This window comes from Bosea sp. 29B (assembly GCF_902506165.1).
Classification (GTDB): domain Bacteria; phylum Pseudomonadota; class Alphaproteobacteria; order Rhizobiales; family Beijerinckiaceae; genus Allobosea.
This window is the reverse complement of sequence record NZ_LR733817.1, coordinates 926857-953509: the sequence shown is the minus strand read 5'-3', so window position 1 is coordinate 953509 and position 26653 is coordinate 926857. Positions and strand designations below refer to the sequence as shown.

Annotated in this window: 24 protein-coding genes; 19 read left to right on the top strand and 5 right to left on the bottom strand. The window is 65.4% G+C overall.

Translation table 11 applies throughout. The annotated features are described in order from the left end of the window. Complete coding sequence (locus GV161_RS04585; RefSeq protein WP_152015824.1) at positions 1-1872, top strand: DUF2264 domain-containing protein; 1872 nt, start codon at positions 1-3, stop codon at positions 1870-1872. A gap of 235 nt (positions 1873-2107) precedes the next feature. After that, the gene (locus tag GV161_RS04580; protein ID WP_152015825.1) at positions 2108-3007 is read left to right on the top strand and encodes an HNH endonuclease; all 900 of its coding nucleotides are present in this window, start codon (positions 2108-2110) and stop codon (positions 3005-3007) included. Between the two features lie 395 nt (positions 3008-3402). Here GV161_RS04580 and GV161_RS04575 read toward each other — a convergent pair whose 3' ends face one another. From GV161_RS04575 to GV161_RS04560, 4 genes are read right to left on the bottom strand one after another with little or no spacing between them, the layout of a single operon-like run. After that, entirely contained in the window at positions 3403-4566 is a 1164-nt protein-coding gene (locus GV161_RS04575; protein WP_152015826.1) for an acyl-CoA dehydrogenase family protein, read from the bottom strand. Positions 4567-4586: 20 nt separating this feature from the next. Further along, positions 4587-5519: a 3-keto-5-aminohexanoate cleavage protein gene (locus tag GV161_RS04570; RefSeq protein ID WP_152015827.1), complete on the bottom strand. Its 933-nt coding sequence runs from the start codon at positions 5517-5519 to the stop codon at positions 4587-4589. Between the two features lie 3 nt (positions 5520-5522). Then, entirely contained in the window at positions 5523-6452 is a 930-nt protein-coding gene (locus GV161_RS04565) for an alpha/beta hydrolase (RefSeq protein ID WP_152015828.1), read from the bottom strand. A 10-nt stretch (positions 6453-6462) separates the two neighbouring features. Then, positions 6463-7512 carry an alcohol dehydrogenase gene (locus GV161_RS04560; RefSeq protein ID WP_152016252.1) on the bottom strand — a complete coding sequence of 350 codons (1050 nt, stop codon included), beginning with the start codon at positions 7510-7512 and terminating at the stop codon, positions 6463-6465. Positions 7513-7666: 154 nt separating this feature from the next. On the opposite strand from GV161_RS04560, the gene GV161_RS04555 reads away from it, so the two are divergent. From GV161_RS04555 to GV161_RS04535, 5 genes are all read left to right on the top strand, one after another. Beyond that, positions 7667-9139 (top strand): NAD-dependent succinate-semialdehyde dehydrogenase, encoded by a 1473-nt coding sequence (locus GV161_RS04555; protein ID WP_244624172.1) that lies wholly within the window; start codon positions 7667-7669, stop codon positions 9137-9139. A 70-nt stretch (positions 9140-9209) separates the two neighbouring features. After that, positions 9210-10451: an ABC transporter substrate-binding protein gene (locus tag GV161_RS04550; protein ID WP_152015829.1), complete on the top strand. Its 1242-nt coding sequence runs from the start codon at positions 9210-9212 to the stop codon at positions 10449-10451. A gap of 67 nt (positions 10452-10518) precedes the next feature. Further along, positions 10519-11541 (top strand): NADP-dependent oxidoreductase, encoded by a 1023-nt coding sequence (locus GV161_RS04545; protein WP_152015830.1) that lies wholly within the window; start codon positions 10519-10521, stop codon positions 11539-11541. Next, the gene (locus GV161_RS04540) at positions 11538-12710 is read left to right on the top strand and encodes a CoA transferase (RefSeq protein ID WP_152015831.1); all 1173 of its coding nucleotides are present in this window, start codon (positions 11538-11540) and stop codon (positions 12708-12710) included. Before GV161_RS04545 ends, GV161_RS04540 begins: the two co-directional genes overlap by 4 nt. A gap of 82 nt (positions 12711-12792) precedes the next feature. Continuing rightward, the gene (locus tag GV161_RS04535; RefSeq protein WP_152015832.1) at positions 12793-13539 is read left to right on the top strand and encodes a FadR/GntR family transcriptional regulator; all 747 of its coding nucleotides are present in this window, start codon (positions 12793-12795) and stop codon (positions 13537-13539) included. A 9-nt stretch (positions 13540-13548) separates the two neighbouring features. Here GV161_RS04535 and GV161_RS04530 read toward each other — a convergent pair whose 3' ends face one another. Next, positions 13549-14418: a CoA ester lyase gene (locus tag GV161_RS04530; protein WP_152015833.1), complete on the bottom strand. Its 870-nt coding sequence runs from the start codon at positions 14416-14418 to the stop codon at positions 13549-13551. Positions 14419-14558: 140 nt separating this feature from the next. On the opposite strand from GV161_RS04530, the gene GV161_RS04525 reads away from it, so the two are divergent. From GV161_RS04525 to GV161_RS04470, 12 genes are all read left to right on the top strand, one after another. Further along, the gene (locus GV161_RS04525) at positions 14559-16229 is read left to right on the top strand and encodes an NAD(P)/FAD-dependent oxidoreductase (RefSeq protein WP_152015834.1); all 1671 of its coding nucleotides are present in this window, start codon (positions 14559-14561) and stop codon (positions 16227-16229) included. A 40-nt stretch (positions 16230-16269) separates the two neighbouring features. Next, positions 16270-17244, top strand: a complete 975-nt coding sequence (locus GV161_RS04520; RefSeq protein WP_159650138.1) for a tripartite tricarboxylate transporter substrate binding protein — start codon at positions 16270-16272, stop codon at positions 17242-17244. 70 nt (positions 17245-17314) lie between these two features. Further along, positions 17315-18505 carry a CoA transferase gene (locus GV161_RS04515; RefSeq protein WP_201302987.1) on the top strand — a complete coding sequence of 397 codons (1191 nt, stop codon included), beginning with the start codon at positions 17315-17317 and terminating at the stop codon, positions 18503-18505. Between the two features lie 17 nt (positions 18506-18522). After that, the gene (locus tag GV161_RS04510) at positions 18523-19296 is read left to right on the top strand and encodes an enoyl-CoA hydratase-related protein (RefSeq protein WP_152015837.1); all 774 of its coding nucleotides are present in this window, start codon (positions 18523-18525) and stop codon (positions 19294-19296) included. Positions 19297-19324: 28 nt separating this feature from the next. Then, positions 19325-19783, top strand: a complete 459-nt coding sequence (locus tag GV161_RS04505; RefSeq protein WP_152015838.1) for a MaoC family dehydratase — start codon at positions 19325-19327, stop codon at positions 19781-19783. Positions 19784-20040: 257 nt separating this feature from the next. Next, positions 20041-21270 carry a hypothetical protein gene (locus tag GV161_RS04500; RefSeq protein ID WP_152015839.1) on the top strand — a complete coding sequence of 410 codons (1230 nt, stop codon included), beginning with the start codon at positions 20041-20043 and terminating at the stop codon, positions 21268-21270. Positions 21271-21641: 371 nt separating this feature from the next. Next, positions 21642-22223, top strand: coding sequence for a hypothetical protein (locus GV161_RS04495; RefSeq protein ID WP_159650137.1), 582 nt, complete (start codon positions 21642-21644; stop codon positions 22221-22223). Positions 22224-22307: 84 nt separating this feature from the next. Then, positions 22308-22499: a hypothetical protein gene (locus GV161_RS04490; RefSeq protein WP_152015841.1), complete on the top strand. Its 192-nt coding sequence runs from the start codon at positions 22308-22310 to the stop codon at positions 22497-22499. 79 nt (positions 22500-22578) lie between these two features. Continuing rightward, a complete protein-coding gene (locus tag GV161_RS04485) occupies positions 22579-22788 on the top strand; it encodes a hypothetical protein (RefSeq protein ID WP_152015842.1) in 210 nt (69 codons plus the stop codon). Continuing rightward, complete coding sequence (locus tag GV161_RS04480; protein ID WP_152015843.1) at positions 22785-23351, top strand: DNA-primase RepB domain-containing protein; 567 nt, start codon at positions 22785-22787, stop codon at positions 23349-23351. The genes GV161_RS04485 and GV161_RS04480 overlap by 4 nt, the downstream gene beginning before the upstream one ends. Before the next feature lie 3 nt (positions 23352-23354). Beyond that, a complete protein-coding gene (locus tag GV161_RS04475; protein ID WP_152015844.1) occupies positions 23355-24980 on the top strand; it encodes a virulence-associated E family protein in 1626 nt (541 codons plus the stop codon). Positions 24981-25308: 328 nt separating this feature from the next. Beyond that, positions 25309-26550, top strand: coding sequence for a site-specific integrase (locus tag GV161_RS04470; RefSeq protein WP_152015845.1), 1242 nt, complete (start codon positions 25309-25311; stop codon positions 26548-26550). Positions 26551-26653 lie beyond the last annotated feature (103 nt).

The following is a 26653-nucleotide window of genomic DNA, read 5'->3' as shown; positions in this document are numbered from 1 at the left end:
ATGAGCGATACCATCTTCCCGGAAGGGCTCTTCCATCCCTGGTCCGGTAATCCGCTGCGCAGTCGCGCCGATGTCGAAAAGGCGCTGCGCGCACTGGCGGAGCCGGTCGAGCGCTATCGCTCGGCTGGCGGAGCGCGGTTGCGCCTCTCGGCCACCGCCGCTCATTTCGACCAGGCGCCGGCGGATATGGAAGGCTATGCCCGCCTGCTCTGGGGTCTGGCCCCGGCGCAGGTGGGAGGCGCCGACTGGATCGACTGGGGTCCGATTGCGCGGGGCCTCGCCAATGGCTGCGATCCCGATCATCCGGAATTCTGGGGCTGGCCGGGCCAGGTCGACCAGCGGCTGGTCGAGCTGGCGGCGATCGGCTTCGCCTTGCGGCTGGTCCCCGACAAACTCTGGGAGCCTCTCGATCTCCGCTCCCGAGCTCAAGTTACCGATTATCTCCGGCGCGGCCACGCCTGCGACTTTGCCGACAACAACTGGAAGTTCTTCCGGTTGATGATCGGCATGGCGCTGGGCAGCGTCGGCGCCGACTACGACCGCTCGCTCGACGAGCGCTACGCCGAGGAGATCGAGGCGTTCTATTTCGGTGATGGCTGGTACAGCGACGGCAATGTCCGGCGCGCCGACCACTACATCCCCTTCGCCTTCCACTTCTACGGACCGCTGCTCGCTGCCTTGCAGGGTGGCGAGCGTGCCGATGCCTATCGCGAGCGGGCTCGGCTGATCGCGCCCGACATCGCGCGCTGGTTCGCCGATGATGGTCCGGCTCTCGCCTTCGGGCGCTCGATGACCTACCGCTTCGCCGTCGCCGGCTTCTGGGGCGCGCTCTCCCTGATCGGCGAGGAGGTGCTGCCCTGGGGCCAGATCAAGGGCTTCTACCTGCGCAATCTGCGCTGGTGGGCGCAGCGTCCCATGGCGGAGCGCGACGGAATCCTGCCCGTCGGCTACGGCTATCCCGACCTGCACATGTGCGAGAGCTACAACTCGCCGCAATCGCCCTACTGGGCCTTCAAGGCCTTCCTGCCGCTCGCTTTGCCGGATGAGCACCCGTTCTGGGCAGCTCAGGAAGAGCCCTGCCCACCGCGGCCGACGCCCGCGGTGCTGCCTCATGCCGGCATGGTGGTGGCCAATCCCCCCGGCGATGCCGTCGCCCTGGCCTGCGGCCAGCAGACCGAGCCGACCAATCGCTGGGCCCGCCTCGGCGCCGAAAAATACGCGAAATTCGCCTATTCCGCGCGCTACGGCTTCAGCGTCGAGAGCGATCCCCTCCGCTTGTCGGAAGCCGTCCTCGACAACATGATCGGCTTCAGCAGCGACGGCCAGCATTACCGCTTCCGCGAGTACAACGAGGAAGTGCTGCTCGCCGACGACCTGCTGTTCGCGCGCTGGCGCCCTTGCGCCGATGTCGCCGTCGAGACTTGGATGTACTGGCGGGACGACCATCATGTCCGGGTGCATCGCGTCACCACGCCGCGCCGGCTCGTCGCCGTCGAGGGCGGCTTCGCCATCCCGCGCCCGCCAGGGCCCCCTGACGGGCTGCACGCGGCGTCTGGCGAAGCGATCATCCGGACGCCCGCCGATCTGTCGGCGCTGTTCGATCTCTCGCCGGGTCTGCAGCGAAGCGGCAAGGCCCAGATCGCGCCGCCAAACACCAATGTGATCGCCCCCAAGACGCTGGTCCCGCAGCTGGTCGGGAAGCTGCCGGAGGGCATCTCGGTACTGGCCTGCGCCGTGATCGCCGGCCCGCGCTCGCCAGCGCTCGACGCTTCAGTCCAGACAGACCTTCGGTCGCCGCCGGACCTCGCCGCACTCGAAGACAGGATCGCGCGGCTCGGCCGGCCGATCAGCCTGATGCGGCGCCCAGGCTGAGCGAGCCTGGAGGCAGGCTCTGCGCGCCCGCGGATCGAAGGTCGAGGGGCACGACGACGCGACCTTCGCCCGCGGCAGCTCAGCAGGCGATGTCGCGTTGGGAAGGAAACTCTGGTGCGCCAATCAGGAACGTCTGCCTCACGGCGATATGCCAACGCCTGCAAATGGCCCACCGAGGATTGACCAGGGCGTCTGGCCTTGCTCAGCTCCGTTGGGCAGAGTGGTTTGAACGATTATGGCCTTCGGTGTCTTCATCCATCGTCAGGATTCGATCTACGACGACAGCCCAGCCGAGCGGTACCAGTTCCCGCGTCAGTATCTCGGCCGCGTGCAAGCCTGTGTCGGTGACTGGATCATCTACTATGAGCCGCGGAAGGTTACCGGGACACGCGGCTACTTCGCGGTGGCCAAGGTCCAGCAGGTGATTCCCGATCCGGTTGCGCCGGGCATGTACATCGCCATCATCGAGCCGGGCAGCTATCTCGATTTCGCCAACCCGGTTCCCTTCACCGACGCTCAGGGTGTAATCGAGCACGGCGTCCTGAACGAGGAGGGGCGCATCTCTGGTCGTGCCCAGGCGGCAGTGCGCCCGCTCTCGCCAGTGGACTTCGATCGAATTACCAGCCTCGGCTTGGATGACCAGGCTCCGTTGTTGCCCCGCCTTGATGAGAATGCGGCATTGGGCGGCTTCGCGGAGGAGCAAGCTCCGTTTGTGTTCGAGCAGGATCGCGAGCGGGCGACGCTCCTTGCGTCTCGGATCGTTCGCGATCGCGTTTTCCGTCGTGTCGTTCTGCGCGCCTATGACGAGCGCTGCGCGATTACGGGTCTCAAACTGATCAATGGCGGCGGTCGGGCCGAGGTTGCCGCGGCCCACATTCGTCCGGTTGAGGCGAGGGGACCGGACATCGTCAACAATGGCATCGCCCTGTCGGGCACCGCTCACTGGATGTTCGATCGCGGCTTGATCAGCCTGTCGGACGATCTCGACATCCTGGTCTCGCGGCAGGCCAATGATGCGGAGGGGATACGCAGCTTCATCAACTGGACAGGCCGAGCACTACCGCCGCTGCGAGCCCACGATCGCCCGCACCCGCATTTCCTGCAGTGGCATCGGGAGAATTGCTTTAAACAGTGAGGATTAGCGGGAGTGGGCGGAGAGGCCCGGTGCGGCTCCGGATCGGACTTGTAACCGCGAGGTAACCACGGGCTTTCTGAGCCCTCTGGAAATGGCCCCAAACTGCCCAGGCCCGAAAAGCAAAAAGCGCCGGGAAACCCGACGCTTACGTGCTTCTCAAACCTAGAGATTGTCTGGAGCGGGCGAAGGGATTCGAACCCTCGACCCCAACCTTGGCAAGCAATTTATCAAGAAGTATCAGAGATTTACACCATTCCATGCTTGTCTCGCGATGGCGCGTCAGTGCACTCCAGTTCAGGTTGTAATGCCGAGGCTGCACTGAAATCAGGAGACTGGCATTGACGCCGATGCAGCCTGGAGACTGCAACCGCGAGGTAACCGCGTAGCTGGACCCCTCAATATGATTTCGGCTGCCCGAGCACCTTCTCGGCGATGAAAGAGAGGATCAGTTGCTCGCTGATCGGGGCGAGCCGCGTCACCAGCACCTCGCGCAGCAGACGCTCGACCTGGTACTCCTTGGCATAGCCCATGCCGCCATGGGTCATCACCGCCTGCAGGCAGGCGTCATAGCCGGCGCGGGCGCCAAGGAACTTGGCGCCGTTCGCTTCGGCGCCGCAGGGCTTGCCGGCGTCGTAGAGCGCGGCCGCCTTCATCGCCATCAGCCAGGCGGCCTCGAGTGCGATCCAGCGCTCGGCCAGCGGGTGCTGGATGCCCTGGTTCTGGCCGATCGGCCGACCGAAGACATTGCGTTCCCGGGCATAGCGGGCAGCCCGGCCGAGCGCGTCCTGGCCGATCGCGATTGCCTCGACTGCGATCAGCACGCGCTCGGGATTCAGGCTGTCGAGGAGGTAGCTGAAGCCCTTGCCTTCCTCGCCGATGCGGTCCTCGTCGGGAATGAAGACGTCGTCGATGAAGACCATGTTGGAATCGACCGCGGCGCGGCCATGCTTGGCGATGCTCTTCACCTCGAATGTCGAGCGGTCGAGATCGGTGTAGAAGATCGTCATGCCCTCGGTCGGGCGCTTGGCGTCCTTGCGCGCCGTGGTGCGGGTGAGCAGCAGGATCTTGCTGGCGACCTGCGCGGTCGAGGTCCAGATCTTGCGCCCGGAGACGCGATAGCCGCCCTCCACTTTGGTCGCGAAAGTCGTGATGTTGGTGGTGTCGAGCCCGGCATTGGGCTCGGTCACGCCGAAGCAGACCTGATCCTCACCCGAGACCAGCCGCGGCAGCCAGCGCTGCTTCTGCTCAGGCGAGCCGTGCACCACGATCGGATGCGGGCCGAACATGTTGATGTGGATCGAGGAGGCCGCCGCCATCGCCCCGCCACAGCCGGCGACGGTGTGCATGACCAGCGCCGCCTCAGTGACGCCGAGCCCGGCTCCGCCGAATTCCTCCGGCATGGTGACGCCGAGCCAGCCATCGGCCGCCATCGCCTGGTGGAACTCGCGCGGGAAGCGAGCGTCGCGGTCGCAGGCGGCCCAGTATTCGTCGTCGAAACGTTTGCATACCGCGGCGACGCCGTCGCAGAGCGCCCGTTGGTCGTCGTTCAGCTCGATCATCTCAAGAACTCTCGCTTGATCTAGAAGGCTGTCTTGTCGGCGCCCTTGAGGCCGAGCATGGCGCGGGCATCGGCGGGGCTGGCGATCTCCAGCGAGAGCTCGCCGAGGATGCGCCTGATCTTGTCGACCTGCTCGGCATTCGAGCGCGCCAGCACCCCCTTGCTGAGATGGAGCGAGTCTTCGAGCCCGACGCGCACGCAGCCGCCGAGGATCGCGCCCATGGTGACGAGGCTGGTCTGGTGGCGGCCGGCGCCGAGCACCGAGAGGATGTAGTCGTCGCCGAACAGGGAATCGGCGACGCGCTTCATGTGCATCAGGTTCTCGGTGTCGGGGCCGATGCCGCCGAGCACGCCGAAGATGCACTGCACCAGGAACGGTGGCTGAACCAGCTTGCGCTCGACGGCCCAGGCCAGGTTGTAGAGATGGCCGACATCATAGCACTCGAACTCGAACCGGGTGCCGTGGGCGCTGAGCTCGCCGATGCCGCGCTCGATCTGCGCGAAGGTGTTGGAGAGTATGAAGTCGCGCGTCATCTCCAGGTAGCCCTGTTCCCAGGGCTGCTTGTAGGCCTTGATCTTCTCCGCTGCCGGGAACAGCCCGAAATTCAGCGAACCCATGTTCATCGAGGCCAGCTCGGGTTTCAGCGTGTTCGCGGCGAGCAGACGCTGGTCGAGGCTCATGCCGAGCCCGCCGCCGGTGGTGATGTTCACCACCGCGTCGCAGCTCTGCCTGATGCGCGGCAGGAAGCGCATGTAATCCTCCGGCGCCGACGAGGGCGAGCCGTCGGCCTCGTTGCGGGCATGGAGATGCAGGATCGCAGCCCCCGCTTTGGCGGCATCGATCGCCTGCTCGGCGATCTGGTCGGCATTGACCGGCAAAGCCTCGGACATAGACGGGGTGTGGATCGAGCCCGTCACGGCGCAGCTGATGATGACCTTGTCGAGACGTTTCATGGGTCAGGCTCCGACTCGGCTGCAGGCGGTGGCGATCGCGGCCGCGACGGCGCGGATCTCGGCATCGACCGCACCAACATGGTTGTGCAGGCGGGCGAAGCCATGAGGCAGGCTGGCGGCGCAGCGATGCGTCACCGGCACGCCGGCCTCGGCGAGCCGTTCCGCATAGGCTTCGCCTTCGTCGCGGAGCACGTCGTATTCGGCGGTGACAATCAGGGCCGGCGGCAAGCCGGAGAGATCGGGCGCTCTGAGCGGTGAGATGTCCGGATCGCCACGCTGCGCCCGCGGCGCGTAATGGTCGAAGAACCAGAGCATGTCCTTGCGCGTCAGCGGTAGGCCGTCGCCATGCTGGCGATAACTCGGCCGGTCGAAGTCGCAATCGCTGACGGGGTAGAGCAGGGCCTGCAGCGCGAATGCGACGCGGCCGCGCACCCTGCGCGCCGCCACCGTGCCGAGATTGGCGCCGGCGCTGTCGCCGGCCACGACCAGCGGGACGCTTGCGCCGCAGAACTCCGCCACCTTCTCGGCAGCGAAGAGCAGGGCATCCTCGCAATCCTCCAGCCCGGCCGGAAATTTGCGCTCCGGCGCGAGCCGGTAGTCCGGCAGCAGCACGGCGCAGCCGCTCAGCGTTGCGAGATGGCGCGCCAGCACCTCGTAATCGTCGAGCTCACCGATCACCCAGCCGCCGCCATGGAGATAGACGACGAGCCCAGTGGGAGCCGTCTTCGGCAGCACAAGCCGCGCCGGGATCGCGCCACTGCGTGTCGGGATCGAGAGGTCGGTGATCGACCCGACTTCGGCTCCGGGCCCCAGCGCCGCACGTCCCGCCGCGACGAGCGCGCGGCTCTGCTCCGGCGTGCCGTCCGACAAGGCCGGCCGGCCGGCTGCGGCGAAGCTCTCCATCATCATCTGGAAGAACGGGTGCAGCGGCATCGCACGGCTCTCAGGGGGTCAGCACGACGCGGCCGAGGACCTGCCCGCGGCGCAGATCGTCGAGTGCGGCGGGGGCAGCAGTCAAAGGGCGACGGTCGAGTGGCGTCGCCGGCAGGCCATGCTCGCGCACCAGCGCCACCAGCTCGCGCAGCTCGGCCGGGCTGCCGATATAGCTGCCCTGGATCGTCAGCGCCTTCATCGGCACCAGCGGGACGGCGAGGGTCATCGCTCCGCCGAACAGGCCAACGATCACGAGCCGGCCGCCCTTGTCCAAGGTCTCGACCGCGAGCGTCGCGGTCTCGCCGCTGCCGACGAGGTCGAGCACGCCGAGGACGCTGCCGCCGAGGGCCCTGCGCAATTGGGCCGCGGCGTCGGGTGCTTTCGGGTCGATGGTTGCGAGTGCGCCGGCGGCCATCGCTGCCTCGCGCTTGCGCGGATCGAGCTCGACCACGACTGCGCCCTTGCCGCCGAGCTGCTTCAAGAGGCCGATGGCGATCAGCCCAAGCCCGCCGGCCCCAATGATCGCGAGCGGCTGACGCTGGAGCAGCGGTCCGAACTTCTTCAACGCGCTGTAGGTGGTGAGGCCCGAGCAGACGAGGGGGGCCGCGGCGACGGGATCGAGATCGCCGATCTCGACCAGATAGCGCGGATGCGGCACCAGCACGTAGTCGGCATAGCCGCCGTCGCGGTTGACGCCGAGGAAACGCGGCGCCGCGCAGAGATGCTCGTCGCCGACGGAGCAGGCGGCGCATTCGAGGCAGCCGATCCAGGAGCAGGCAAGGCAGCTTGCGCCGATCGTGACACCTTTCGCCTCGGGGCCGAGCGCGACGACCTCGCCGGCGCTCTCATGGCCGAGCGTCAGCGGCAGCTTCAGCCTGTCGGCGAAGGAGAGCTTGCGATCGCCGCCGAGATCGTAATGGCCCTCCCAGAGATGCACGTCGCTGTGGCAGACGCCGGCGCCGCGCACCTTGAGCAGGACCTCGGTGCCGGTCGGCTCCGGGCGCGGCTGCTCGCCGGCGGCGAGGGCCTGTCCGAACCCGGTCAACTGATAGCAGCGCATCATCGCTCGCATCGGTCTTCTCCTCCCAGTCGTGTTCTTTCGCCTCGGTGGCCACGCCTGTCTTGGCTCATGGGTAGCCCTCGGCAATTAAATCGTCAAATGGTTTGACCATTTAATGGTCGCTTGTTATCAACAAGCCAACTGGGAGGATGGAATGGAAGGGCTCGCGACGCCGATCGCCTATGCGATGGCCGGCGACTACGCCGTGGACGGACTGCAATTGCTAATCGGCGGAGCATGGCGGAAGGGCCGTGGTTCGGCGCTGCGGGTCACCAATCCAGCGACCGGCGGCGTGCTTGCTGAGCCGACAGGTGCTTCACGCGATGATCTCGACGCAGCACTCGCCAGCGCGGAGGCGGGTTTCGGGCTCTGGCGGCGGACGCCGGCGACCGGCCGGGCAGCGGTCCTTGCCCGAGCCGCTCAGCTGCTGCGCGAGCGAACCCAGGCGATCGCCCGGCTGATGACGCTCGAGCAGGGCAAGCCGCTGGCGCAGTCCGAGCTGGAGATCAGCCTCTGCGCCGAGACCTTCGACTGGTATGCGGCCGAGGCCGGGCGCGCCTATGGCCGCATCATCCCGGCGCGCGGTCCGGGCGCGCGGCAGATGGTGCTGCCGGAGCCGATCGGCCCCGTCGCGGCCTTCACGCCCTGGAATTTCCCGGCGCTGCTGGCCGCCCGCAAGGTCGCGCCGGCGCTGGCTGCGGGCTGCAGCTGCATCCTGAAACCGGCGGAGGAGACGCCCGCCTCGGCGCTCGCACTTGGCCGTGCCCTGGTCGATGCCGGCCTGCCTGCCGGCGTGCTCAACATCGTCTTCGGAGCCCCCGCCGAGATCTCGCGGCATCTCATCGCGTCCCCGGTGATCCGGAAGGTCACCTTCACCGGTTCGGTCCCCGTCGGCCGGAGCCTTGCGGTCCTGGCGGCGGAGCAGATCAAGCCGTGCACGCTGGAACTGGGCGGGCATGCGCCGGTCATCGTCCTCGACGATGCCGACATCGACGCGGCTGCGGCTCTGTCGGCGATCGGCAAGACCCGCAACGCCGGCCAGGTCTGCACCTCGCCGACGCGCTTCTACGTGCAGCGGCCGGCCTATGAACGGTTCGTCGAGCGTTTCGGCCAGGCACTCGCAAGCATCAGGCTCGGCGATGGCCTCGACCCGAATGCCGGCATGGGCCCGCTGGCCAATGCGCGCCGCCCGGAGGCGATGGAACGGCTCGTCGCCGACGCCATCAGCCATCAGGCCGAGGTCGTGACCGGCGGCGAGCGGGCAGGGGAGCGCGGCTTCTTCTGGCGTCCGACCTTGCTCGCCAACGTACCGGACGATGCGGCGGCGATGTCCGAGGAGCCCTTTGGCCCGCTCGCCTTGGTGAGCGCGTTCGACGAGCTCGACGAGGCCATTGCCCGCGCCAACCGCAGCAAGGTCGGCCTCGCCGGCTACGCCTTCACGCGTTCGGCCTCCGCTGCCGTCAAGCTTGGCGAGGAGCTTGAGGTCGGCGTCCTCGGCCTGAACTCGTTCGCGGTCTCGCATACCGAAGCGCCGTTCAGCGGCGTGAAGCAGAGCGGCTACGGCTATGAGGGCGGCAGCGAAGGGCACGCCGGCTTCCTGCACCAGAAATACGTCCACCACAGCTGACGACACCACCAGCCGGGCCGGCCTTTGCGCCGGCACCGAGCAATAACGCAGCGCTCAGGGAGGAGCAGCCATGTCACCGAACGCCTTCGATCAGCCTCCAGCTTCCCGCCGCCGGTGGCTGCCTGCCCTCGCTGCCCTGCCTGTCGCGCTGGCTCTGACAGGCACAGAGCTTCGGGCCCAGCAGCCGGCGCCGTTCAAGATCGGCGCGCTGAGCGACATGTCCGGCATCGTCGTCGACCTGTCGGGGCCGGGCACGGTCACTGCGATGAAGCTGGCGGTCGAGGATTTCGGCGGCTCGGTGCTCGGCCGGCCGATCCAGGTGCTCGAGGCCGACCATCTCAACAAGCCGGATGTCGGCATCACCGCCGCGCGCAAATGGTATGACGAGGGCGTCAGCGCGATCTTCGACGTCGGCATCACCTCGGTCGCGCTCGGCGTGCAGGAGCTCGCCAGGGACAAGAACAAGCTCGCCATCTATCTGAGCTCGGCCTCCAGCGACCTTACCGGCAAGAACTGCAGCCCGAACGGCATCCACTGGACCTACAACAACTACAGCCAGGCGCTCGGCGTCACGAAGTTCTACACCCAGGCCGGCGAGAAGAACTGGTATTTCATGACGGTGGACTACGCCTATGGCGTCAACGTCCAGCGCGACACGACGGCGATGATCGAGGCCGGTGGCGGCAAGGTCGTCGGCGCCTCCCGCCACCCCTTCGACACCAAGGACTTCTCCTCCGATCTGCTGAAGGGACAGACCTCCGGCGCCAATGTGATCGCGCTCGCGACGACGACCGCCCATGTCGCCAGCATCGTCAAGCAGGCCGACGAGTTCGGCATCCGCCCCAAGCAGAAGCTCGCCGCGCTCAGCCTGACCCTGCACGACGTCAAGGCCATGGGCCTGCAGACGGCGCAGGGGTTGTTGGTGACCTCGCCGTTCTACTGGGACCAGAACGACGAGACCCGGGCCTTCGCCAAGCGCTATTTCGAGCGCTTCAAGAAGATGCCGAACATGGTCCAGGCCAGCGCCTATGGCGCGGTCATGCACTATCTCAACGCGGTCAAGGCTGTCGGCGAGGACGATGCCATCAAGGTCGCGGCCAGGATGAAGGAGGCACCGGTCAACGACTTCATGACCAAGAACGGCAAGATCCGGGCTGATGGCCGCGTCGTCCGCGACATGTACATCTTCCGCGTCAAGACGCCGGCGGCCTCGAAGGGAGAGTGGGATCTCTACGAGACGCTGGCGACGATCCCCGGCGAGGAGGCCTTCCAGAAGGCCGACCCGGCGGCCTGTCCGCTGGTCAAGGGCTAAGGCACCTTCCAGCCGGCCCTGGCTTCGTGCCAGGGTCGGGCCTTCGGATGCAAGCGAGGAGACGACGATGACGAACCGCCAATGGCGTCTTGCCTCGCATCCGCAGGGCATGCCGACGCTCGAGACCTGGAGCCTGCACGAGGCGCCGATGCCGGAGCCCGGCCCCGGCCAGATCCTGGTCCGGACGCAATGGCTCTCGCTCGACCCCTATATGCGCGGCCGCATCAGCCCCTCGACGAACTACGCCAAGGGCGTCGGGATCGGGGAGCTGATGCAGGGCGGTGGCGTCGGCGAGGTGGTCACCTCGAACCATCCCGACTGGAAACCCGGCGACATCGCCGAGGCGATGGGCTTCGGCTGGCAGGAATATGCGGTGCTGACGCCGGACCTGCCCGGCGCCGCCAAGTCCAACAAGGTCGATCCGGCGCTCGGGCCGCCGCAGGCGACGCTGTCCTGGCTCGGCATGCCGGGCTTGACTGCCTATATCGGGCTCTTCGAGATCGGCCGGCCGAAGCCCGGCGACACGCTCGTCGTCTCCGCCGCCTCGGGCGCCGTTGGCCAGCTCGTCGGGCAGATCGGCAAGCTCTGCGGCGCGCGCGTGATCGGCATCGCCGGCTCTGACGAGAAGCTGGCCTGGTGTCGCTCCGTCGGCTTCGACGCGACGCTCAACTACAAGACGACGAACGACCTCACCGCCGCTCTGGCAGCACTCGCGCCCGGCGGTATCGACGTCTTCTTCGACAATACCGGCGGGCCGATCCATGACGCCGTGCTGCGTAATCTCGCAGTCGGGGCGCGCGTCGCCATCTGCGGCCGCATCGCGCTCGCCAATGACTTCGAGCAAGAGGATATCGGGCTGCGCGCCTCCTCGCGCCTGATCGTGACGCGGGCGCTGGTCCAGGGCTTCATCGCCTTCGACTGGTGGCATCGGCGCGGCGAGGCGATGGCGCGGCTTGCCGCCTGGCACCGCGAGGGCAGGATCCAGACCAGGGAGGATGTCCTCGACGGCTTCGAGCGCATGCCCGAGGCGTTCCTGCGCATGATGACGGGTCGCAATTTCGGGAAGCAACTCGTACGACTGAAGGCGTGAGCGAATCCCCTGCACCAAACCTTGCGCCGCTGGCCGGCGTCCGTGTCGTCGACCTGACGGCGATCGTCATGGGGCCGCTGGCGACGCAGCTGCTCGCCGATCTCGGCGCCGACGTCATCAAGGTCGAGCCGCCCGAAGGCGATATCCTACGCAAGGCAGGCGCGCCGCCAGGCTCGGATCGCGGGCCGCTCTTCGTCCATCTCAACCGCAACAAGCGCAGCGTCGTGCTCGACCTGAAGAGCCCGGAGGGGCGCGCGGCACTGCTGCGGGTCGTCGCCGATGCCGACCTGTTCGTGCACTCGATGCGCCCGCAGGCCATGGCCCGCCTCGGGCTCGGCTACGAGGCGCTCTCGGCGCTCAATCCGCGCCTGATCTATGCCGGACTGTTCGGCTTCGGCCAGCGCGGACCCTATGCCGAGCAGGGCGCTTTCGACGACCTGATCCAGGCGATCTCAGGCCTCGCCGACCTGCTCGGCCGCACCAGCGACGGCCAGCCGCGCTATGTTCCCGCCAATCTGGCCGACCGCACAGTCGGGCTCTATGCCTTCGGCCTGATGAGCGCGGCGCTGTTCCAGCGCGAGCGCACCGGCATTGGCTGCGAGCTCGGCATCCCGATGTTCGAGACGCTGGCGAGCCTGCTCTTCGGCGACCATCTCTTCGGCGAGACCTTCAAGCCTGCCTCCGCTCCTATCGGATATCCGCGCCTGATGGTGCGCGACCGCGGTCCATTCCCGACCAAGGACGGACACATCTGCTGCATGATCTACACGGACGCGCAGTGGCGCAGCTTCCTGAAGGTGGTCGGCCGCGACCCCGATTTGTCACGCGACAGCCGGCTCACCGACATGACGGCGCGGACCATCCATAGCGATGCCCTGTTCGAGATGGTCGGTGCGATCACCCGTGAGCATCCGACCGCTCATTGGGTCGCAACCTTGCGGGAGGCGGGGCTCACTGCGGTCGCGATGCGCTCGCTGGAAGAGCTCTGCGATGATCCGCATTTGCTGGCCACGGGCTTCTTCCAGGACGCGACCGGCGAGGACGGCCAGAGATTGCGGCTGTTCGGCCCGGTCGGCGACTGGAGCAATTGGCGGCCGGCCTTGCGACGTTTACCGCCGCATCTTGGGGAACATACGCGCGCGGTACTGGACCAAGGTGGCTGGGGCTAGCTGCCTTCTGCCTTGTCTTTGCTCTTACCATTATACCTTTTCAGGCGTATGATATGGCTTCCCGCCTGCGGAACCGAGCGAGATGACGAAACGGGGCGATTTTCCGGAGCCGATGCTGGGACGGATCTCCGTCCAGAAGTCCTATGAGGTGCTGGCCGACAAGCTGCGCCAGACCATCCTCGATGGCTCGCTGGAAGAAGGCACGCATCTGCCGACCGAGCGCGAACTCGTTAGCCAGACTGGCCTGAGCCGCGGTTCGGTGCGCGAAGCCCTGCGCAAGCTCGAGGTCGAGGGGCTGGTGAAGACCAAGCTCGGCCGCCTTGGTGGCAATATCGTCAGCCGGCCCGGCAACGACTCGATGGCGCATTTCGTCACGCAATTCGTTCGCGGGCGGCGCCTGTCGCTACGGACGCTGCAGCAGACGCGCGAGACGCTGGAGCCCGGACTTGCGCGTCTTGCCGCCGAGCATCGTAGCGCCGACGACATCGTCCGCCTGCGGGATCTGAACGCCGAGATGGCGCAGGCGCTGGGCGATCGCGATCGCTTCGCCGAGATCAATATCGCCTGGCACAACGCGGTCGCGACGGCGAGCCGCAACGATCTGCTGGCAGCCTTCCTCTACTCGATCTCCTATGACGTCGTGGTCTCGACCGTGAGCGACGAATACGACACCTCCAGCCTGCGCCAGGAGGTGGTGAAAGCGCATGAGCGCATCATCGCGGCGATCGTGGCAGGGGATGGCGATGCCGCCTTCCGCCGCATGGAGCGTCACGTCAAGGCGACGCGCGCCAAGACCAGGGCACGCGAGGAAACCGACCTGCCGGACTAGGCTCCGCGTTCAACCTTCCGCAGCGGCAACAATCGCACGAGCCAGCTTCAGATGCGGGATGTCGTACATCTTGCCGTCGATGCCAATCGTGCCGATGCCAGGATCGGCGTCGAAGGCAGCGACGATCCTTCTGGCCTGTGCCAGATCCTCCGCCGAAGGTGAGAAGCAGCGGTTGATCGTCTCGACCTGATCAGGGTGGATCGCGATGCGCCCGGTGAAGCCGTCGCGCTGTGAGATGCGGCAGCTTTCCTCCAAGCCCACCGGATCGCGGAAATCGGCATAGAGCGTGTCGATGCGTGCGACCTCGGCCGCGGCCGCTGCGAACAGGCACATGCTGCGCACGACCCGATAGGGCTGGGTCCAGTCGCCGTCCGGCTGCTTGTTGGTGCTGGAGCCGACGACGGCGCCGAGATCCTCCGCACCCCAGGTCAAGCCGGCGAGGCGCTCATGCGCCGGGGCATAGCTGCCGAGATTGAACATCGCGACCGCGGTCTCGGTCGAGACGACGATGATCTTGACCGTACCGCGCGCCATGCCGCTGCGGGTTTCTAGCGCGTCGAGATAGTGTCCGATCCGGACGATGTCCGCCGCGCCATTGGCCTTCGGCACCATGATCCCGTCGAGCCCGGGCCGGACCACGGCTGAAAGGTCCTCCAATGTCAGCCCGGTGTCGAGCGCGTTGACGCGGACCCAGAAGCTCCAGCTTCGCGGCGCGTCCGCGGCGAGCATCTCCTGAACCATCTCGCGCGCCACCGGCTTTCGCGCAGGGGCGACCGCGTCTTCGAGATCGAGGATCAGGCCGTCGGCGCCGCTAGCCTGGGCCTTGGCGAATTTCCGCTCGCTGTCGGCCGGAACGAAAAGCAGTGAACGCAGTCTCATGGGGTCGCCTCCCTATGTCGTGACGACAGGGTTAGCGCGCCAAATCGATAATCGTCAAATGGTTTGACCATTTTATAATTTGCGCTAGCCTAGCGTCCAAAGGCGGTAACGCGTTGCCGCCGGGCAGGAGGACGCAGCTCATGACAATGGAGGCCAACAGCCGGCCGGCCGGCGACAGCCGCTTCGATGTCGTGATCGTCGGCGCCGGCTTTTCCGGGCTCTTCATGCTGCACCGGCTGCGCGGCCTCGGCTTTTCCGTCCGCGTCTGCGAGGCCGGCTCGGATGTCGGCGGCACCTGGTTCTGGAACCGCTATCCCGGTGCGCGCTGCGACGTCGAAAGCATGCAGTACTCCTACTCCTTCGACGAGGCGCTGCAGCAGGACTGGCGCTGGAGCGAGCGCTTCGCCACCCAGCCCGAGATACTCAGCTACATCAACCATGTCGCCGATCGCTTCGACCTGCGCCGCGACATCAGCCTCGATACGCGCATCGCATCGGCGACCTATGATGAGGACGCCGCGGAATGGGCTCTGACCACGCAAGCGGGCGAGCGGATCGTTGCCCGCTTCTGCATCATGGCGACAGGCTGTCTCTCGGCCGCCCGCATCCCCGATTTTCCCGGAATGGTGGACTATCGCGGGCGCGTCTATCACACCGGCCACTGGCCGCATGAGGGCGTCGACTTCAGCGGATTGAACGTCGGCATCATCGGCACCGGCTCGTCGGCGATCCAGGCGATCCCGCCGATCGCGGCACAGGCCAGGCACCTCACCGTCTTCCAGCGCACGCCGAATTTCAGCGTGCCGGCACGTAACTGGAGGATGACCGACGCCTATGAACAATCCTGGAAGCAGGACTATGCCGCATTACGCCGGCGCGCTCGCGAGGAGACGCGGTCCGGCACGATCTACGAGTTCAGCGACAAGGGCGCCCTCGCTGTCGATGCCGAGACGCGCTGGCGCGAGTACGAGCGGCGCTGGCAGCAGGGCGGTGCCAATTTCATGCACGCCTACAACGACATCCTGGTCGACAAAGCGGCCAATGACACAGCCGCCGAGTTCGTTCGCGGCAAGATCCGCGAGACCGTCGCCGATCCGCAGACCGCGGAGGCACTGCTGCCGCACGGCCACCCGCTCGGAGCCAAGCGCATCTGCGTCGACACCGATTATTATGAGACCTTCAACCGCGACAACGTCACGCTGGTCGATGTTCGCCGGGCGCCGATCGAGCGGCTGACGCAGGGCGGCCTGCGCATCGGCGGGCGGGACTACGCCTTCGACGCCATCGTCTTCGCCACCGGCTTCGATGCAATGACCGGCGCGCTCGACGCCATCGCCATCCATGGCCGTGGCGGTGCGACGCTCAAGGAGGCCTGGTCGGCCGGCCCCCGAACCTATCTCGGCCTGATGAGCGTCGGCTTCCCGAACTTGTTCACCGTCACCGGCCCAGGCAGCCCCTCGGTGCTGAGCAATGTCATCGTCTCGATCGAGCAGCATGTCGACTGGATTGCCGACTGCCTGGCGCATCTGCGCCGGCAAGCGATCAGCACGATCGAGCCCGAGCAGGCGGCGCAGGATAATTGGGTCGCCCATGTCAACGAGGTCGCGCATCGCACGCTCTACCCGCAGGCCAACTCCTGGTACATGGGCGCCAATGTCCCCGGAAAGACGCGGGTTTTCATGCCCTATATCGGCGGTGTGAATGTCTACCGGCGCATTTGCGACGAGGTCGCCGCTGAGGGCTATCGCGGCTTTCGCCTTGCCGGCGCACCGGCGCTCGAGATCAAGCCCGAACCATGCGCAGCGCTTTAGTGACAGGCGTGCCGGGCGGTCATTTCCAGGGAGATTGCGGATGACGGGTTTGACGAGGAGAGCGCTGCTGGTCGCGGCCGCGCTGGCGGCTGGGATTGGAGCCGCGCAGGCACAATCCGAGAGCTATCCGCAGCGGCCGGTCACGCTCATCGTGCCGTTTCCTGCCGGCAGCGCCACTGACGCCGTGGCGCGCAAGGTCGGCGAGGGCCTGCAGAAGCAGCTCGGGCAAGGCTTCATCGTCGAGAACAAGGCCGGCGCCGACGGCATCATCGCCGCGCGCCAGGTCGCGAGCGCAACCCCGGACGGCTACACGCTGCTAATCACCACCAATACCACGCACTCCGCCAATCCGAGCATCTACCAGCATCTGCCCTATGATCCGAAGAAGGACTTCGCCCCGATCGGCGGCGTCATCCGCATCCCCTACATGCTGGCGGTTCGCTCCGATTTCCCGGCCGACGATTTCGGCGGCTTCGTCAAGACGGCCAAGGCTGCGAAGCCGCCACTCTCCTATGGCAGCGGCAATACCGGCGGGCGCGCTTCCGGCGAGTTGCTGAAATCCCTGCTCGGCTTCGACATGGTCAATGTGCCCTATCGCGGCACGCCGCAGGCGATGACCGACTTGATCGGCGGGCGCATCGACGTCTTCTTCCCGGATCCCGCCAGCGCGCTCGGCATGATCCGGGAGAAGAAGTTCAAGGTGCTGGCGGTGACGGGGCCGAAGCGGATCGGGAGCCTGCCGGAGCTGCCGACCCTGATGGAGCTCGGTGTCCGCGACTTCAACATCGTCGCCTGGGTCGCCGCCTTCGCGTCGGCCGGCACGCCGCAGCCGATCGTGCAGAAGCTCAACACGGCACTCAACACGCTGCTGCGCGATCCCGAGATGATCGGCTTCATCAACCAGATCGGTTCGGAGGTGCTCTCGACCAGTCCGGCGGAGCTTGGCGCCTTCGTCGAGGAGGATGCGAAGCGCTGGGTCGATCTGGTCGAGATCGCCAAGATCGAGCGCAAGTGATCGCGGCCGGGCCCTGCCCATTCCCATCAGACAGAGTGAAGCGCCCGGCCCAGGGCGCGGGAGATCGATCGTGGCCAAGCCGCTTCAAGGTGTGAAAGTCCTCGACCTGACCAAGGTCCTCGCCGGCCCGCTCTGCGCGCAATATCTCGGCGAGATGGGCGCTGACATCATCAAGGTCGAGCCGGTCGGCACCGGCGACGAGACCCGCGGCTGGCCGCCCTTCCGCGCCCCCGGGCTCGGCGCTGTCTTCCTCAGCGCCAATCGCAACAAGCGCAGCATCGCTGTCGATCTCAAGACCGAGCAGGGGCAGGCGGTCGTGCATCGCCTCGCCACGAGCTGCGACATCGCGATCGAAAGCTTCGGCACCGGGGTGGTCGAGCGCCTCGGCATCGATGCCGCAACGTTGCGCGGGCTCAATCCGCGGCTGATCTATTGCAGTATCTCGGGCTTCGGCCGCGCCGGGCCGATGCGCGACGCGCCCGGCTACGATGTCATCCTGCAGGCCTTCTGCGGTGTGATGGCGCTGACCGGCGACGAGAGCGGCGGCCATATCCGCAGCCCGATCTCGCCGATCGACCAGATGACCGGCACGCATGCGCTGAGCGGCATTCTCGCCCTGCTTTATCAGCGTGCGGTGACCGGGCAGGGCGGCACCGTCAACGTCTCGCTCTACGACACCGCAATGGGCCTGCTCGGCTATAATCTCCAGACCTTCTGGGAGAAGGGCGTGCAGCCGGCGAAATGTGGCTCGAGCCACGAATCGCTCTGCCCCTACCAGGCCTTCGAGGCGCAGGACGGGCCGATCATGATCGGCGTCGCCAACGACAATCTCTGGCGCAAGTTCTGCGCGGTCGTTGGCCTTGAGGAGATCGTCGATCACCCCGATTTTCGCAGCAATGCCGATCGCGTCCGCAACCGGGCCCGGACACTCGCGCAGGTTCAAGCCGCGCTGGCAGGGGGAACGGTGGCGCATTGGCACGCGACGTTGTCGCGGGCCGGCATTCCCTGTTCGCCGATCAATTCGCTGGCGCAACTGCTGGCCCATCCGCATACCGCCGCGAGCGGGATGGTGCTCAACTACGAGCACCCCGCCGCCGGTGGTCTCAAGGGCATCGCTCAGCCGGTGCGCTTCGATGGTGAGCCGGTGAGACCGGGCCTGCCGCCGCCGCTGCTCGGGCAGGATACGGATGCGGTGCTGGCCGAGATCGGCCTCTCCCAGAACGAGATCGCGGCGCTGCGTGAACTGCGCGCGGTCGCCTGAGGAGGTGAACGAGGCTCATGTCCATCGACCTCGACCGGGACGGCGCCGTCGCGATCATCACCATCAACCGCCCGGAGCGGCGCAACGCCATGGATGCCGAGCATTATGCCGGACTCTCCAGGGCCTGGACCGAGGTCCGTGACAACCCGGCGATCCGCGCAGCGATCATCACCGGCGCCGGCGACAAGGCCTTCAGCGCCGGTGCCGACCTCAAGAGCTTCACCGCCGCGCCGGCACCGCTGGCCGAGCTGATGCTGACCCAGCAAGGTCAGCTCCTCAACCGCGGGCTCGAGATCTGGAAGCCGGTGATCGCGGCCGTGAACGGCGCCTGCCTCGGCGGTGGTATGACGCTGGTTCTGGCGACCGATATCCGGGTTGCCGCTCGGCATGCGAGCTTCTCGGTCGCCGAGGTTAAGCGCGGGCTCTTTCCCGCCAATGGCGGCACCCAGCGGCTAATCCAGCAATTGCCGCATGCGATCGCGATGAAGCTTCTCCTCACGGGCGACAGCATGGATGCCGTGACGGCCGAGCGCTGGGGTCTGGTCAATCGAGTCGTCGAACCAGATGACCTCATGCCGGTGGCGCTGGATTATGCCCGTCGCATCGCCGAGAACGCGCCGCTGGCCGTCCAGGCGGCGAAGGAACTGGCGCTGCGCAGCCGCGATGTCGACCTCGCCACTGGCCTCAGACTGGAGCAGTTGATGCTGCGCCTGCTCCAGACCAGCGCCGACGCCAGCGAGGGTTCCACCGCCTTCAGCGAGAAGCGGCCACCCCGTTACACCGGCGCCTGACCCGCAGCAATTCAGTCGAGGAGCGACAATGGCCGGCCTTTATTTCGACGAGCTCAGCGTCGGGCAGATCTTCCGCCACGAGATCCGCCGCACCATCACGGAGGCGGACAATGTCTGGTTCAGCGCGCTGACCCACAATCCGGCCTATCTGCATCTCGATGAGGAGTATTGCCGAGCCGAGACCGAGTTCGGCCAGCGCATCGTCAACAGTGCCTTCACGCTCGGGCTGATGGTCGGCATCTCGGTCGGTGACACCACGCTCGGTACCGCGGTCGCCAATCTCGGCTGGGACGAGGTGCGCTTTCCTAAGCCACTCTTTCATGGCGACACGATCAGGGTCGAGACCGAGGTCGTCGAGCTGCGCGAGAGCCGTTCGCGACCGCAGGCCGGCATCGTCACATTCCTGCATCGTGCCTATAACCAGCACGGCGATCTCGTCGCCCAGTGTCGGCGTTCCGGACTGCAGAAGAGGCGGGCGGACACTTGATTGGTCGCTGGGAACGGCTCGTCAGAAATATCGGCATCTGCGTCGTTTCGAGGCGCCGCCGCTGTGCCCGCACGCTGTGGATTGAGGTGTTGTAGCTGCAGGGCCGTCTTGAAGCTTGTTCGCATTGGAAGCCGCAAAATGCGCTAGTATCCAGTCCGCGATGTAACCGCGGGGCTTCTTCGGTGTTCCGGTCCCGAGAAAATCCGATTGAGGCGGCACCCTGACAGCGATTCGCCCGCTGCCATTCGGTATCGCCTATGACTTCCAACCTGACCCGCCGCCAGCTCTATGACCTGATCTGGTCGCACGAGATGCCGCAAGTTGCCGAACACCTCGGTATCTCTGAATGGCAGATACGGCAGATCTGCGAGGATCACCGCGTGCCATTGCCGAAGGCCGCATTTTGGCGCGACAAGGCAGCCGGAAGGCGAACCAAGCAAGCAATCTTCACAACGACGATGGACGCGACGCTTGAGGTGATTACCTTCAACGGCAGCAAACCAATCGCTCCTCTTCCCACCGTTAGCCCGGCACCGGTTCGCCCGCCAGCAGCGCCCAAGCGCGAGCTCCCCAAAAAGGCACGGGCGAAAGGTGTCGAGTGGGTGAAGGTCGCCCAGCCACATCACGCTCTACTCGCCGTGGCGAAAGAGCTCAGGGCAAAGAAGCCAGACGCTCATGGCGTTGTTATCACCAGCGGCGATACGACTCCGCACACGTCGGTCGGCTTTCCTTCGGTCGAACGCGCCATTTTTGTTCTCGACAGGATCTTCCGCGACCTCGAGACGCGCGGCATTGGCATCAAACTCTCACGCCAATGGTTCACTGTCACCCGCGGCGACGAGTCGGTCGACTTCAAGCTGTCGGAGAAGGTTGCGAAGGTGAAGCACGTTCCGACTGATTACGAGTTGCAGCAGGAGGCGCGCCGGCTCCGCTCGGGAGGCGAAAATTACAGCTGGTATTGGAACAAAGCGTATCCCGAGTTTGATTACCTGCTGACCGGCGCTCTCAAGCTATCAATGTCGCTTTGGGGCAGCCACGGCAGTCGACTCGATTGGCAAGACCGCAAGACATTCTCTTTGGAAGATCAGATTGATGACATCGTCATCGCTTTCGAGGAGCGCCTGGAAGCCGACCGGTTGCGGAAGATTGGACGGGAGCGGGAACGTCGGCTTTCGATCCGCGCTGACGAAAATCGGAGATTGGCCGAGCAGCGTCGCAAGCGCGAGGATGAGCGAGACGCTCTAATCGCGGAGATTGTTCAGCTTCAGGCGAAGGCTCGCGATCTCAGGGCCTGGATTGATTGGGCCGCGCCGATCGAGGACTTTGAAACGAAGCGCATGCTCGAGTGGGCTCGTTCCCGTCTCGCCTCGATTGAGCGCGCGGTGAACCCGGCAAGGTTCGGCGATTGGTTGCGGGAGAAGAAGCTCTTTCCCGAGGTTGATCCGTTCGCGCCGCTACCAGCGGATCCGGACCTTGAAGAGGCTTGACCAGGCCACTCCTGCCAGTCTTCGAGGCGCCGCAGCCATGCCGCCACGTACATGCCATGCTGCGCCTGCTGTGAACTAGGAAGCGGCGGCGATTGCGCGTGCGCACGGGCGCGCTCGACTTTCTTACGCCATCGCCGCTTTCGGCCTGACACGCCTGTCATATGCTTCGTTTTTCCTCCGCGAGTGACATGTGGCAGGTGTGATCGGACGTAGCAGCTCCGACCAAGTGGCGCAGAGGGAGGAGTATGTGCTCCAATCCAACCACTGGAGCCTATTGGTGCGTGATAATGGAAAACGAAAGCGCCTCGTCCCTCGCCGTGTCGGACACATTTTGGAGCATCGCTAGGGGGAAATTGGAGGACGCCCGTTTCTTGAAGGCTCAAGCCATCGAAACTCGGCAGCAGTTTAGAGAGGGGACGTGGCGCCTGAACTCCGAGCATAAGTCGACATGGGAATTCCAACAGGGGATCAGGCAGAGGGACATTTCGCCTGAACTCGATCAACTTCCCCATTACATCGATCTGCTCCAAGAGGTATTTGACCGCTGTGAAGACCTTATCGACCAACGATTGGCGACCGAGGAATTTATACGACTCTACAGTGATTTAAGCGAATGTCTGGGGTTTCTGATCGACCGCTTATTTGACGATAGTGACGAGCTGCGTACCAGCCGAAAATCGAATGCAAAGCCGGTCGAAGACCATCTAACGTGGTATTGTAAATCTATCACGAAACGTTTGTACCAAGAGGACACCTTATCGGCAGCGCGGAAAGCCGTTGAATACATGATTCATCAGCGCGCGTCCGGGCCAAAAGGCGGTGAGTTTGGGGCTGATTGGTTTGCCCAATTTTACGCGAAGGACGGAGACATTCGCCGTGTCTTCCGCGAGCTGAAGGAATCTGAAATTCGCGATCGAGCACACGATCGATTCGCAGATATCCCTGACGTGTAAAGTCAATCCCCAGTGACCCGGTCATGTCATGGCTCGCCGATTGCGCAACCTTGCGATTGCTAACCCAGCGCAAGGAGCAACGAGATGACAGAAGACAACTATCACCCGCCGGACAAGCTGATTACGTATAGGCAGGCCGCTGACGCGCTCGGCCTGCCCTATTTCAAAATCCAGCGCGCCGCTGCTCGCGGTGAGCTCCCCACCTATTCGCTTCTGAACGGTCGCAAGTACGTGAAGCTGCGCGACATCGAAGCGCGCATCCGCCTCCACAACTAACCTTCCCACAAATCTCTGCTCCTTCTCCGTGCGGAAGCAACGCTTTCGCGAACGGGAGCTGCTGTCTGAAAGATAGATCATGGACGACACACCAGAGAATTACGTTTTTGTCCTCAATCGCGACGATGCCGACGCTTTTCACGACTTCATCTATGAGTGGGCTGCCGGCTGGGCCAGCGGCACCGGATTATACGAAATCCTCGAAATCGACGGCACCGTGTTGCTGCTGCCCACTAGCGGGTTGGCTGAGAAACCGCACACCATCCAGCTGAAGAGGCCGGCGCGATGAGCCTCGGCATTGCAGCTGATACCTCTGCCGCGATCAGCTTCCTGGAGGCCGTCCACTCGGACGGCCTTTGGTCCTTGACCGCCATCAAGCCGACCGGCGGACCTCCCACCGGTAAGGTCTTCACCCCCGCTGAACGTGAGCAAGCAGTCGGCTGGATCGACGCGCTCCAGGGCGTCGCTGGCCTCTATTACAGCGTCAACGAGGTCCGGCCGGACTTCCGCGGCGTGAAGGCGACCAAGGCCGACATCGTGGCTGCGCACTATGCCCATGTCGACATCGACCATCTCGACGGTCTTGAGCGGCTGCGGATCTACAAGCTCCCGCCGTCGCTCATCGTCTTCTCGGGTGGCGGCTATCAGGCCTTCTGGAAATTCGCCGAACCGACGACCGACCTTGAGCGCGTCGAGCGCATCAACCGCCAGCTCGCCGCCGATCTCGGCGGCGACAACTGCCACAACATCGACCGCATCATGCGGCTGCCGGGTACGATCAACCTTCCGAACGCGAAAAAGCGCAAGGCCGGTCGCGCGCCGATGCTCGCCTATGTCGTCGAGGGGATCTGAACTATGAACATCTACCATCTCGACCAATTTTCAGAGTTCCGCGAACCGGCTGCCGCGGCGATCGTCGCTCTCGGCGATGTCGACGTGGCTCAGATCGCTGCGCTGTCCGTCAACGAGCTGTCGGCGAGGGTCCCGGGGGCCGTTCGCGCGCTGATCGAGGCCGGCGACGATCCCGAGCGTCCGATGGGGCAGGACGGAGCGCGCTTCCCCTCGCGCAGCGAGGTTGTCTTCTCGGTCGCGTGCGGGCTTGCCCGCGCCGGCTGCACCGAGCATCAGATTGCCGGTGTCTTGATTAACAGGGCTCACGCAATCTCGGCCTCCATCCTCGAGAAGAAGGCACCAGAAAAATACGCATTGAAGCAGGCCCGTGCGGCAGTCACGGCAGTTGGCAACGGTTGGCCGGATACGACACAGAAGGGAAACCCGCGCCCGACACTGCGCAACGCGATCGTCGCGTTCCAGCGTCTTGGCGTCCAAGCTTCTCATGACCTGTTCCGGCGCCGCCATATGGTGCTCGGCCTGAAGCTGGAGGCCTTCCAGGGCGAATTGACGGACGACTTCTCCGCCATGTTGCGCAAGACCGTGCTGGACGAGTTCGGGTTCGATCCTGGCCGCGAGCATGTCCGCGATGCGCTGCATATGATGGCGCTCGAGAACTCCTACCACCCGATCCGCGACTACCTTGCCGGCCTAGAATGGGATGGTAAGCCTCGGATCGACACGTTGCTCGTCGACTATTTCGGCGCCGAGGATACTCCCTTGAACCGGGCAATCGGCCGGATTGTCCCGATCGCGGCCGTGCGGCGCGTTCGGCGGCCGGGGTGCAAGTTCGATGAGATTCTCGTACTCGAAGGCAAACAAGGCACCGGGAAGTCGACGGCACTGGCGATCCTCGCAGGGGCCGAGAACCACTCCGATCAGGAAATTCTGACCCTCGACAAGCGGGCACAGATGGAGGCCATGGCCGGCAAGTGGATTTACGAGCTTAGCGAGCTTGAGGGTCTCCGCAAGGCCGATGCGGCCAAGGTCAAGGCTTTTGCCTCGCAAGGAAGCGACCGTGCGCGGATGGCTTATGCGTATTTCGCTGACGAGCGCCCGCGCGAATGCATCTTCATCGGGACGACGAACGACGACCACTACCTCAGCGACCCCACCGGCAACCGCCGCTTCTGGCCGGTCAGGACAGGTGCGATCGACCTCGAGGCCCTCGCGCGCGACCGCGACCAACTGTGGGCCGAGGCGGCTGTTCTTGAAGCCGCCGACGAACCGATCCGACTGTCCCAGGAACTGTGGGAGGCGGCATCTGCGGAGCAAGCGGCGAGGACCGCGTTCGACCCATGGCTCGACACCCTGGCGAGCGTCCGAGGGGAAGAGGGGAACGGTACGACCGTCAAGGCCTCGACCAAGCATCTCCTGAGCTACGTCTTGAACATCGAGGTCGGCCGCCAAAAGCACCCCGATGCGACGCGGCTCGGCGCCTGCATGCGCGCGCTCGGCTGGGACGGGCCCAAGAGCATGCGCGTCCATGGCGTCAACGTCCGCGGCTACGAGCGACCGCAGCCTGACGATTGGAAACCGGATATGGCCGAGGCGATCACCGCCCGCAAGACCGATACTGGACCAGCGTAGCAGTGTAGCAGTGCGTAGCGGTCCCCTAGGGCGGCCCGGCGTGGTGGGCAGGCAGCACAGCGGCCCGGGTAGCCAGCCCCGGCGCCAGTGCACTGGGCCGCTACGCACTGCTACGCCGCTACGGCGCCACTGCGATTTCAACCTCGGCGAGCGATTGTTCTCAAGTATAGCAAGCCCCACCGAGACGGCATCTGAACGTATCTCGAAGGTTCTTGGTTACGCTCGTGGTTTCAATTCGAATGCTCTGAAGCTATCCGGCGCCCGGTGATTAATTGTGCGGGTTCCTCGGCCGTGATTTTCTGAGCGTTTTTCATTTTCCGAGGTCATTATGACATTCCGTGCCAACATCACCAAGCGAGTTCGCCGCCGCAGGCTCAAGTCAGGGGAGGTCGTGAAGCACTTGCGCTACGTGCTGAACTACCGCGAACCGATCTCGGGCGACCGCCGGCAGGAGTTCTACGAGACGCTGAAGGCTGCTGAGGCGCGCCGCAATGATCTCACCGCCAAGGTCATGTCGGACAGCTACGCCGACGAGCGCAAGGCGCCGACGGTTGGGTCCGCCATTGACCACTGGCTTGCCGATCGCGACGGCAAGGTGAAGCCGAATACGCTCGCGGGCTACAAGGTCGTGGTCGAGCATATCCGCGGGCCTTATTTCGATGGCGCGGCCAAGGAGAAGCTCGCCTGGAAGGCGTCGGGCAAGCTGCCGAAGGGCTGCCGCCTCGTGCCGATGCTTGGCGAGATCAAGACGAGCGAGCTGACCACGGCTCGCATCCGCGCCTGGCACCGCGAGTTGACGGCGCTGTCGGGGCAGTACACTGCCAACCGGGCGAAGTCGCATCTGATCTCGATCCTCGCCCTGAACGAGGAGGATTTCCGGGTGCGGGCGCCGTCGATGCCGCGCGGCCTCGGCCGCAACCGGGTGAAGACCAAGAAGGTCATCCTCACCCCGGCCGAGATCGGCAAGCTGGTCGAGGCGGCCAGGAGCGATCCGGAGCATGGGCTGTACTACGCCTTCCCGTTCCTCGCCGGGACGCGGCCGTCCGAGCAGCTCGGGCTGCTCTGGGAAGACGTCGACTTCGACGCCAACGTCATTCGCATCCGCCGCATCCAGGAGCGCGACGGCTCGCTGACCAACATGACCAAGACCGAGGCGGGCACGCGCGACATTCCAATGAGCGGGGTGCTGCGGGCGATGCTGCTCGACTGGCGCGTTCGTTGTCCGCGGCGGGGCAAGGAGCTGCACCGCGTCTTTCCTGGCCCCGGCCGGCTCCAGCCCTGGCCCAAGGTCGCTCGCATCGGCGGCGGCGGGCCGCTGCTTTACCAGAACTTCCGCCAGCGCTACTGGGAGCCGGTGTTCGAGAAGCTCGGCCTGCCCTATGTCACGCCGCACTCTGCCCGACATTCATTCATCTCGACGCTGCAGGCCGAGGGCATCGAGGTCGGTCTCGTCGCTAAGCTCGCCGGTCATGCCAACGCCACCGTGACGCTTGGCCATTACACCCAGGCTGTTCGCGGCGGGGAGGCGGCGGTGGCGGCGCTGGACCGGGCCTACGCCGTGGGCAGGTAGAACGCGCTGAGAGCGAGGTAGACCGCGCTCGCGCATGCGGGCGGACACCAGCGGGGAGGGGGGCGGCAAGCCGCTGCTCCCCGTCGGCATTTGCGGTCTTGCT

Bases quoted from the DNA above. Each gene is read 5' to 3' on its own strand.
- GV161_RS04585 (WP_152015824.1), top strand. From the start codon at position 1: ATGAGCGATACCATCTTCCCGGAAGGGCTCTTCCATCCCTGGTCCGGT.
- GV161_RS04580 (WP_152015825.1), top strand. From the start codon at position 2,108: ATGGCCTTCGGTGTCTTCATCCATCGTCAGGATTCGATCTACGACGAC.
- GV161_RS04575 (WP_152015826.1), bottom strand. From the start codon at position 4,566: ATGATCGAGCTGAACGACGACCAACGGGCGCTCTGCGACGGCGTCGCC.
- GV161_RS04570 (WP_152015827.1), bottom strand. From the start codon at position 5,519: ATGAAACGTCTCGACAAGGTCATCATCAGCTGCGCCGTGACGGGCTCG.
- GV161_RS04565 (WP_152015828.1), bottom strand. From the start codon at position 6,452: ATGCCGCTGCACCCGTTCTTCCAGATGATGATGGAGAGCTTCGCCGCA.
- GV161_RS04560 (WP_152016252.1), bottom strand. From the start codon at position 7,512: ATGCGCTGCTATCAGTTGACCGGGTTCGGACAGGCCCTCGCCGCCGGC.
- GV161_RS04555 (WP_244624172.1), top strand. From the start codon at position 7,667: ATGGAAGGGCTCGCGACGCCGATCGCCTATGCGATGGCCGGCGACTAC.
- GV161_RS04550 (WP_152015829.1), top strand. From the start codon at position 9,210: ATGTCACCGAACGCCTTCGATCAGCCTCCAGCTTCCCGCCGCCGGTGG.
- GV161_RS04545 (WP_152015830.1), top strand. From the start codon at position 10,519: ATGACGAACCGCCAATGGCGTCTTGCCTCGCATCCGCAGGGCATGCCG.
- GV161_RS04535 (WP_152015832.1), top strand. From the start codon at position 12,793: ATGACGAAACGGGGCGATTTTCCGGAGCCGATGCTGGGACGGATCTCC.
- GV161_RS04530 (WP_152015833.1), bottom strand. From the start codon at position 14,418: ATGAGACTGCGTTCACTGCTTTTCGTTCCGGCCGACAGCGAGCGGAAA.
- GV161_RS04525 (WP_152015834.1), top strand. From the start codon at position 14,559: ATGACAATGGAGGCCAACAGCCGGCCGGCCGGCGACAGCCGCTTCGAT.
- GV161_RS04520 (WP_159650138.1), top strand. From the start codon at position 16,270: ATGACGGGTTTGACGAGGAGAGCGCTGCTGGTCGCGGCCGCGCTGGCG.
- GV161_RS04510 (WP_152015837.1), top strand. From the start codon at position 18,523: ATGTCCATCGACCTCGACCGGGACGGCGCCGTCGCGATCATCACCATC.
- GV161_RS04505 (WP_152015838.1), top strand. From the start codon at position 19,325: ATGGCCGGCCTTTATTTCGACGAGCTCAGCGTCGGGCAGATCTTCCGC.
- GV161_RS04500 (WP_152015839.1), top strand. From the start codon at position 20,041: ATGACTTCCAACCTGACCCGCCGCCAGCTCTATGACCTGATCTGGTCG.
- GV161_RS04490 (WP_152015841.1), top strand. From the start codon at position 22,308: ATGACAGAAGACAACTATCACCCGCCGGACAAGCTGATTACGTATAGG.
- GV161_RS04485 (WP_152015842.1), top strand. From the start codon at position 22,579: ATGGACGACACACCAGAGAATTACGTTTTTGTCCTCAATCGCGACGAT.
- GV161_RS04480 (WP_152015843.1), top strand. From the start codon at position 22,785: ATGAGCCTCGGCATTGCAGCTGATACCTCTGCCGCGATCAGCTTCCTG.
- GV161_RS04475 (WP_152015844.1), top strand. From the start codon at position 23,355: ATGAACATCTACCATCTCGACCAATTTTCAGAGTTCCGCGAACCGGCT.
- GV161_RS04470 (WP_152015845.1), top strand. From the start codon at position 25,309: ATGACATTCCGTGCCAACATCACCAAGCGAGTTCGCCGCCGCAGGCTC.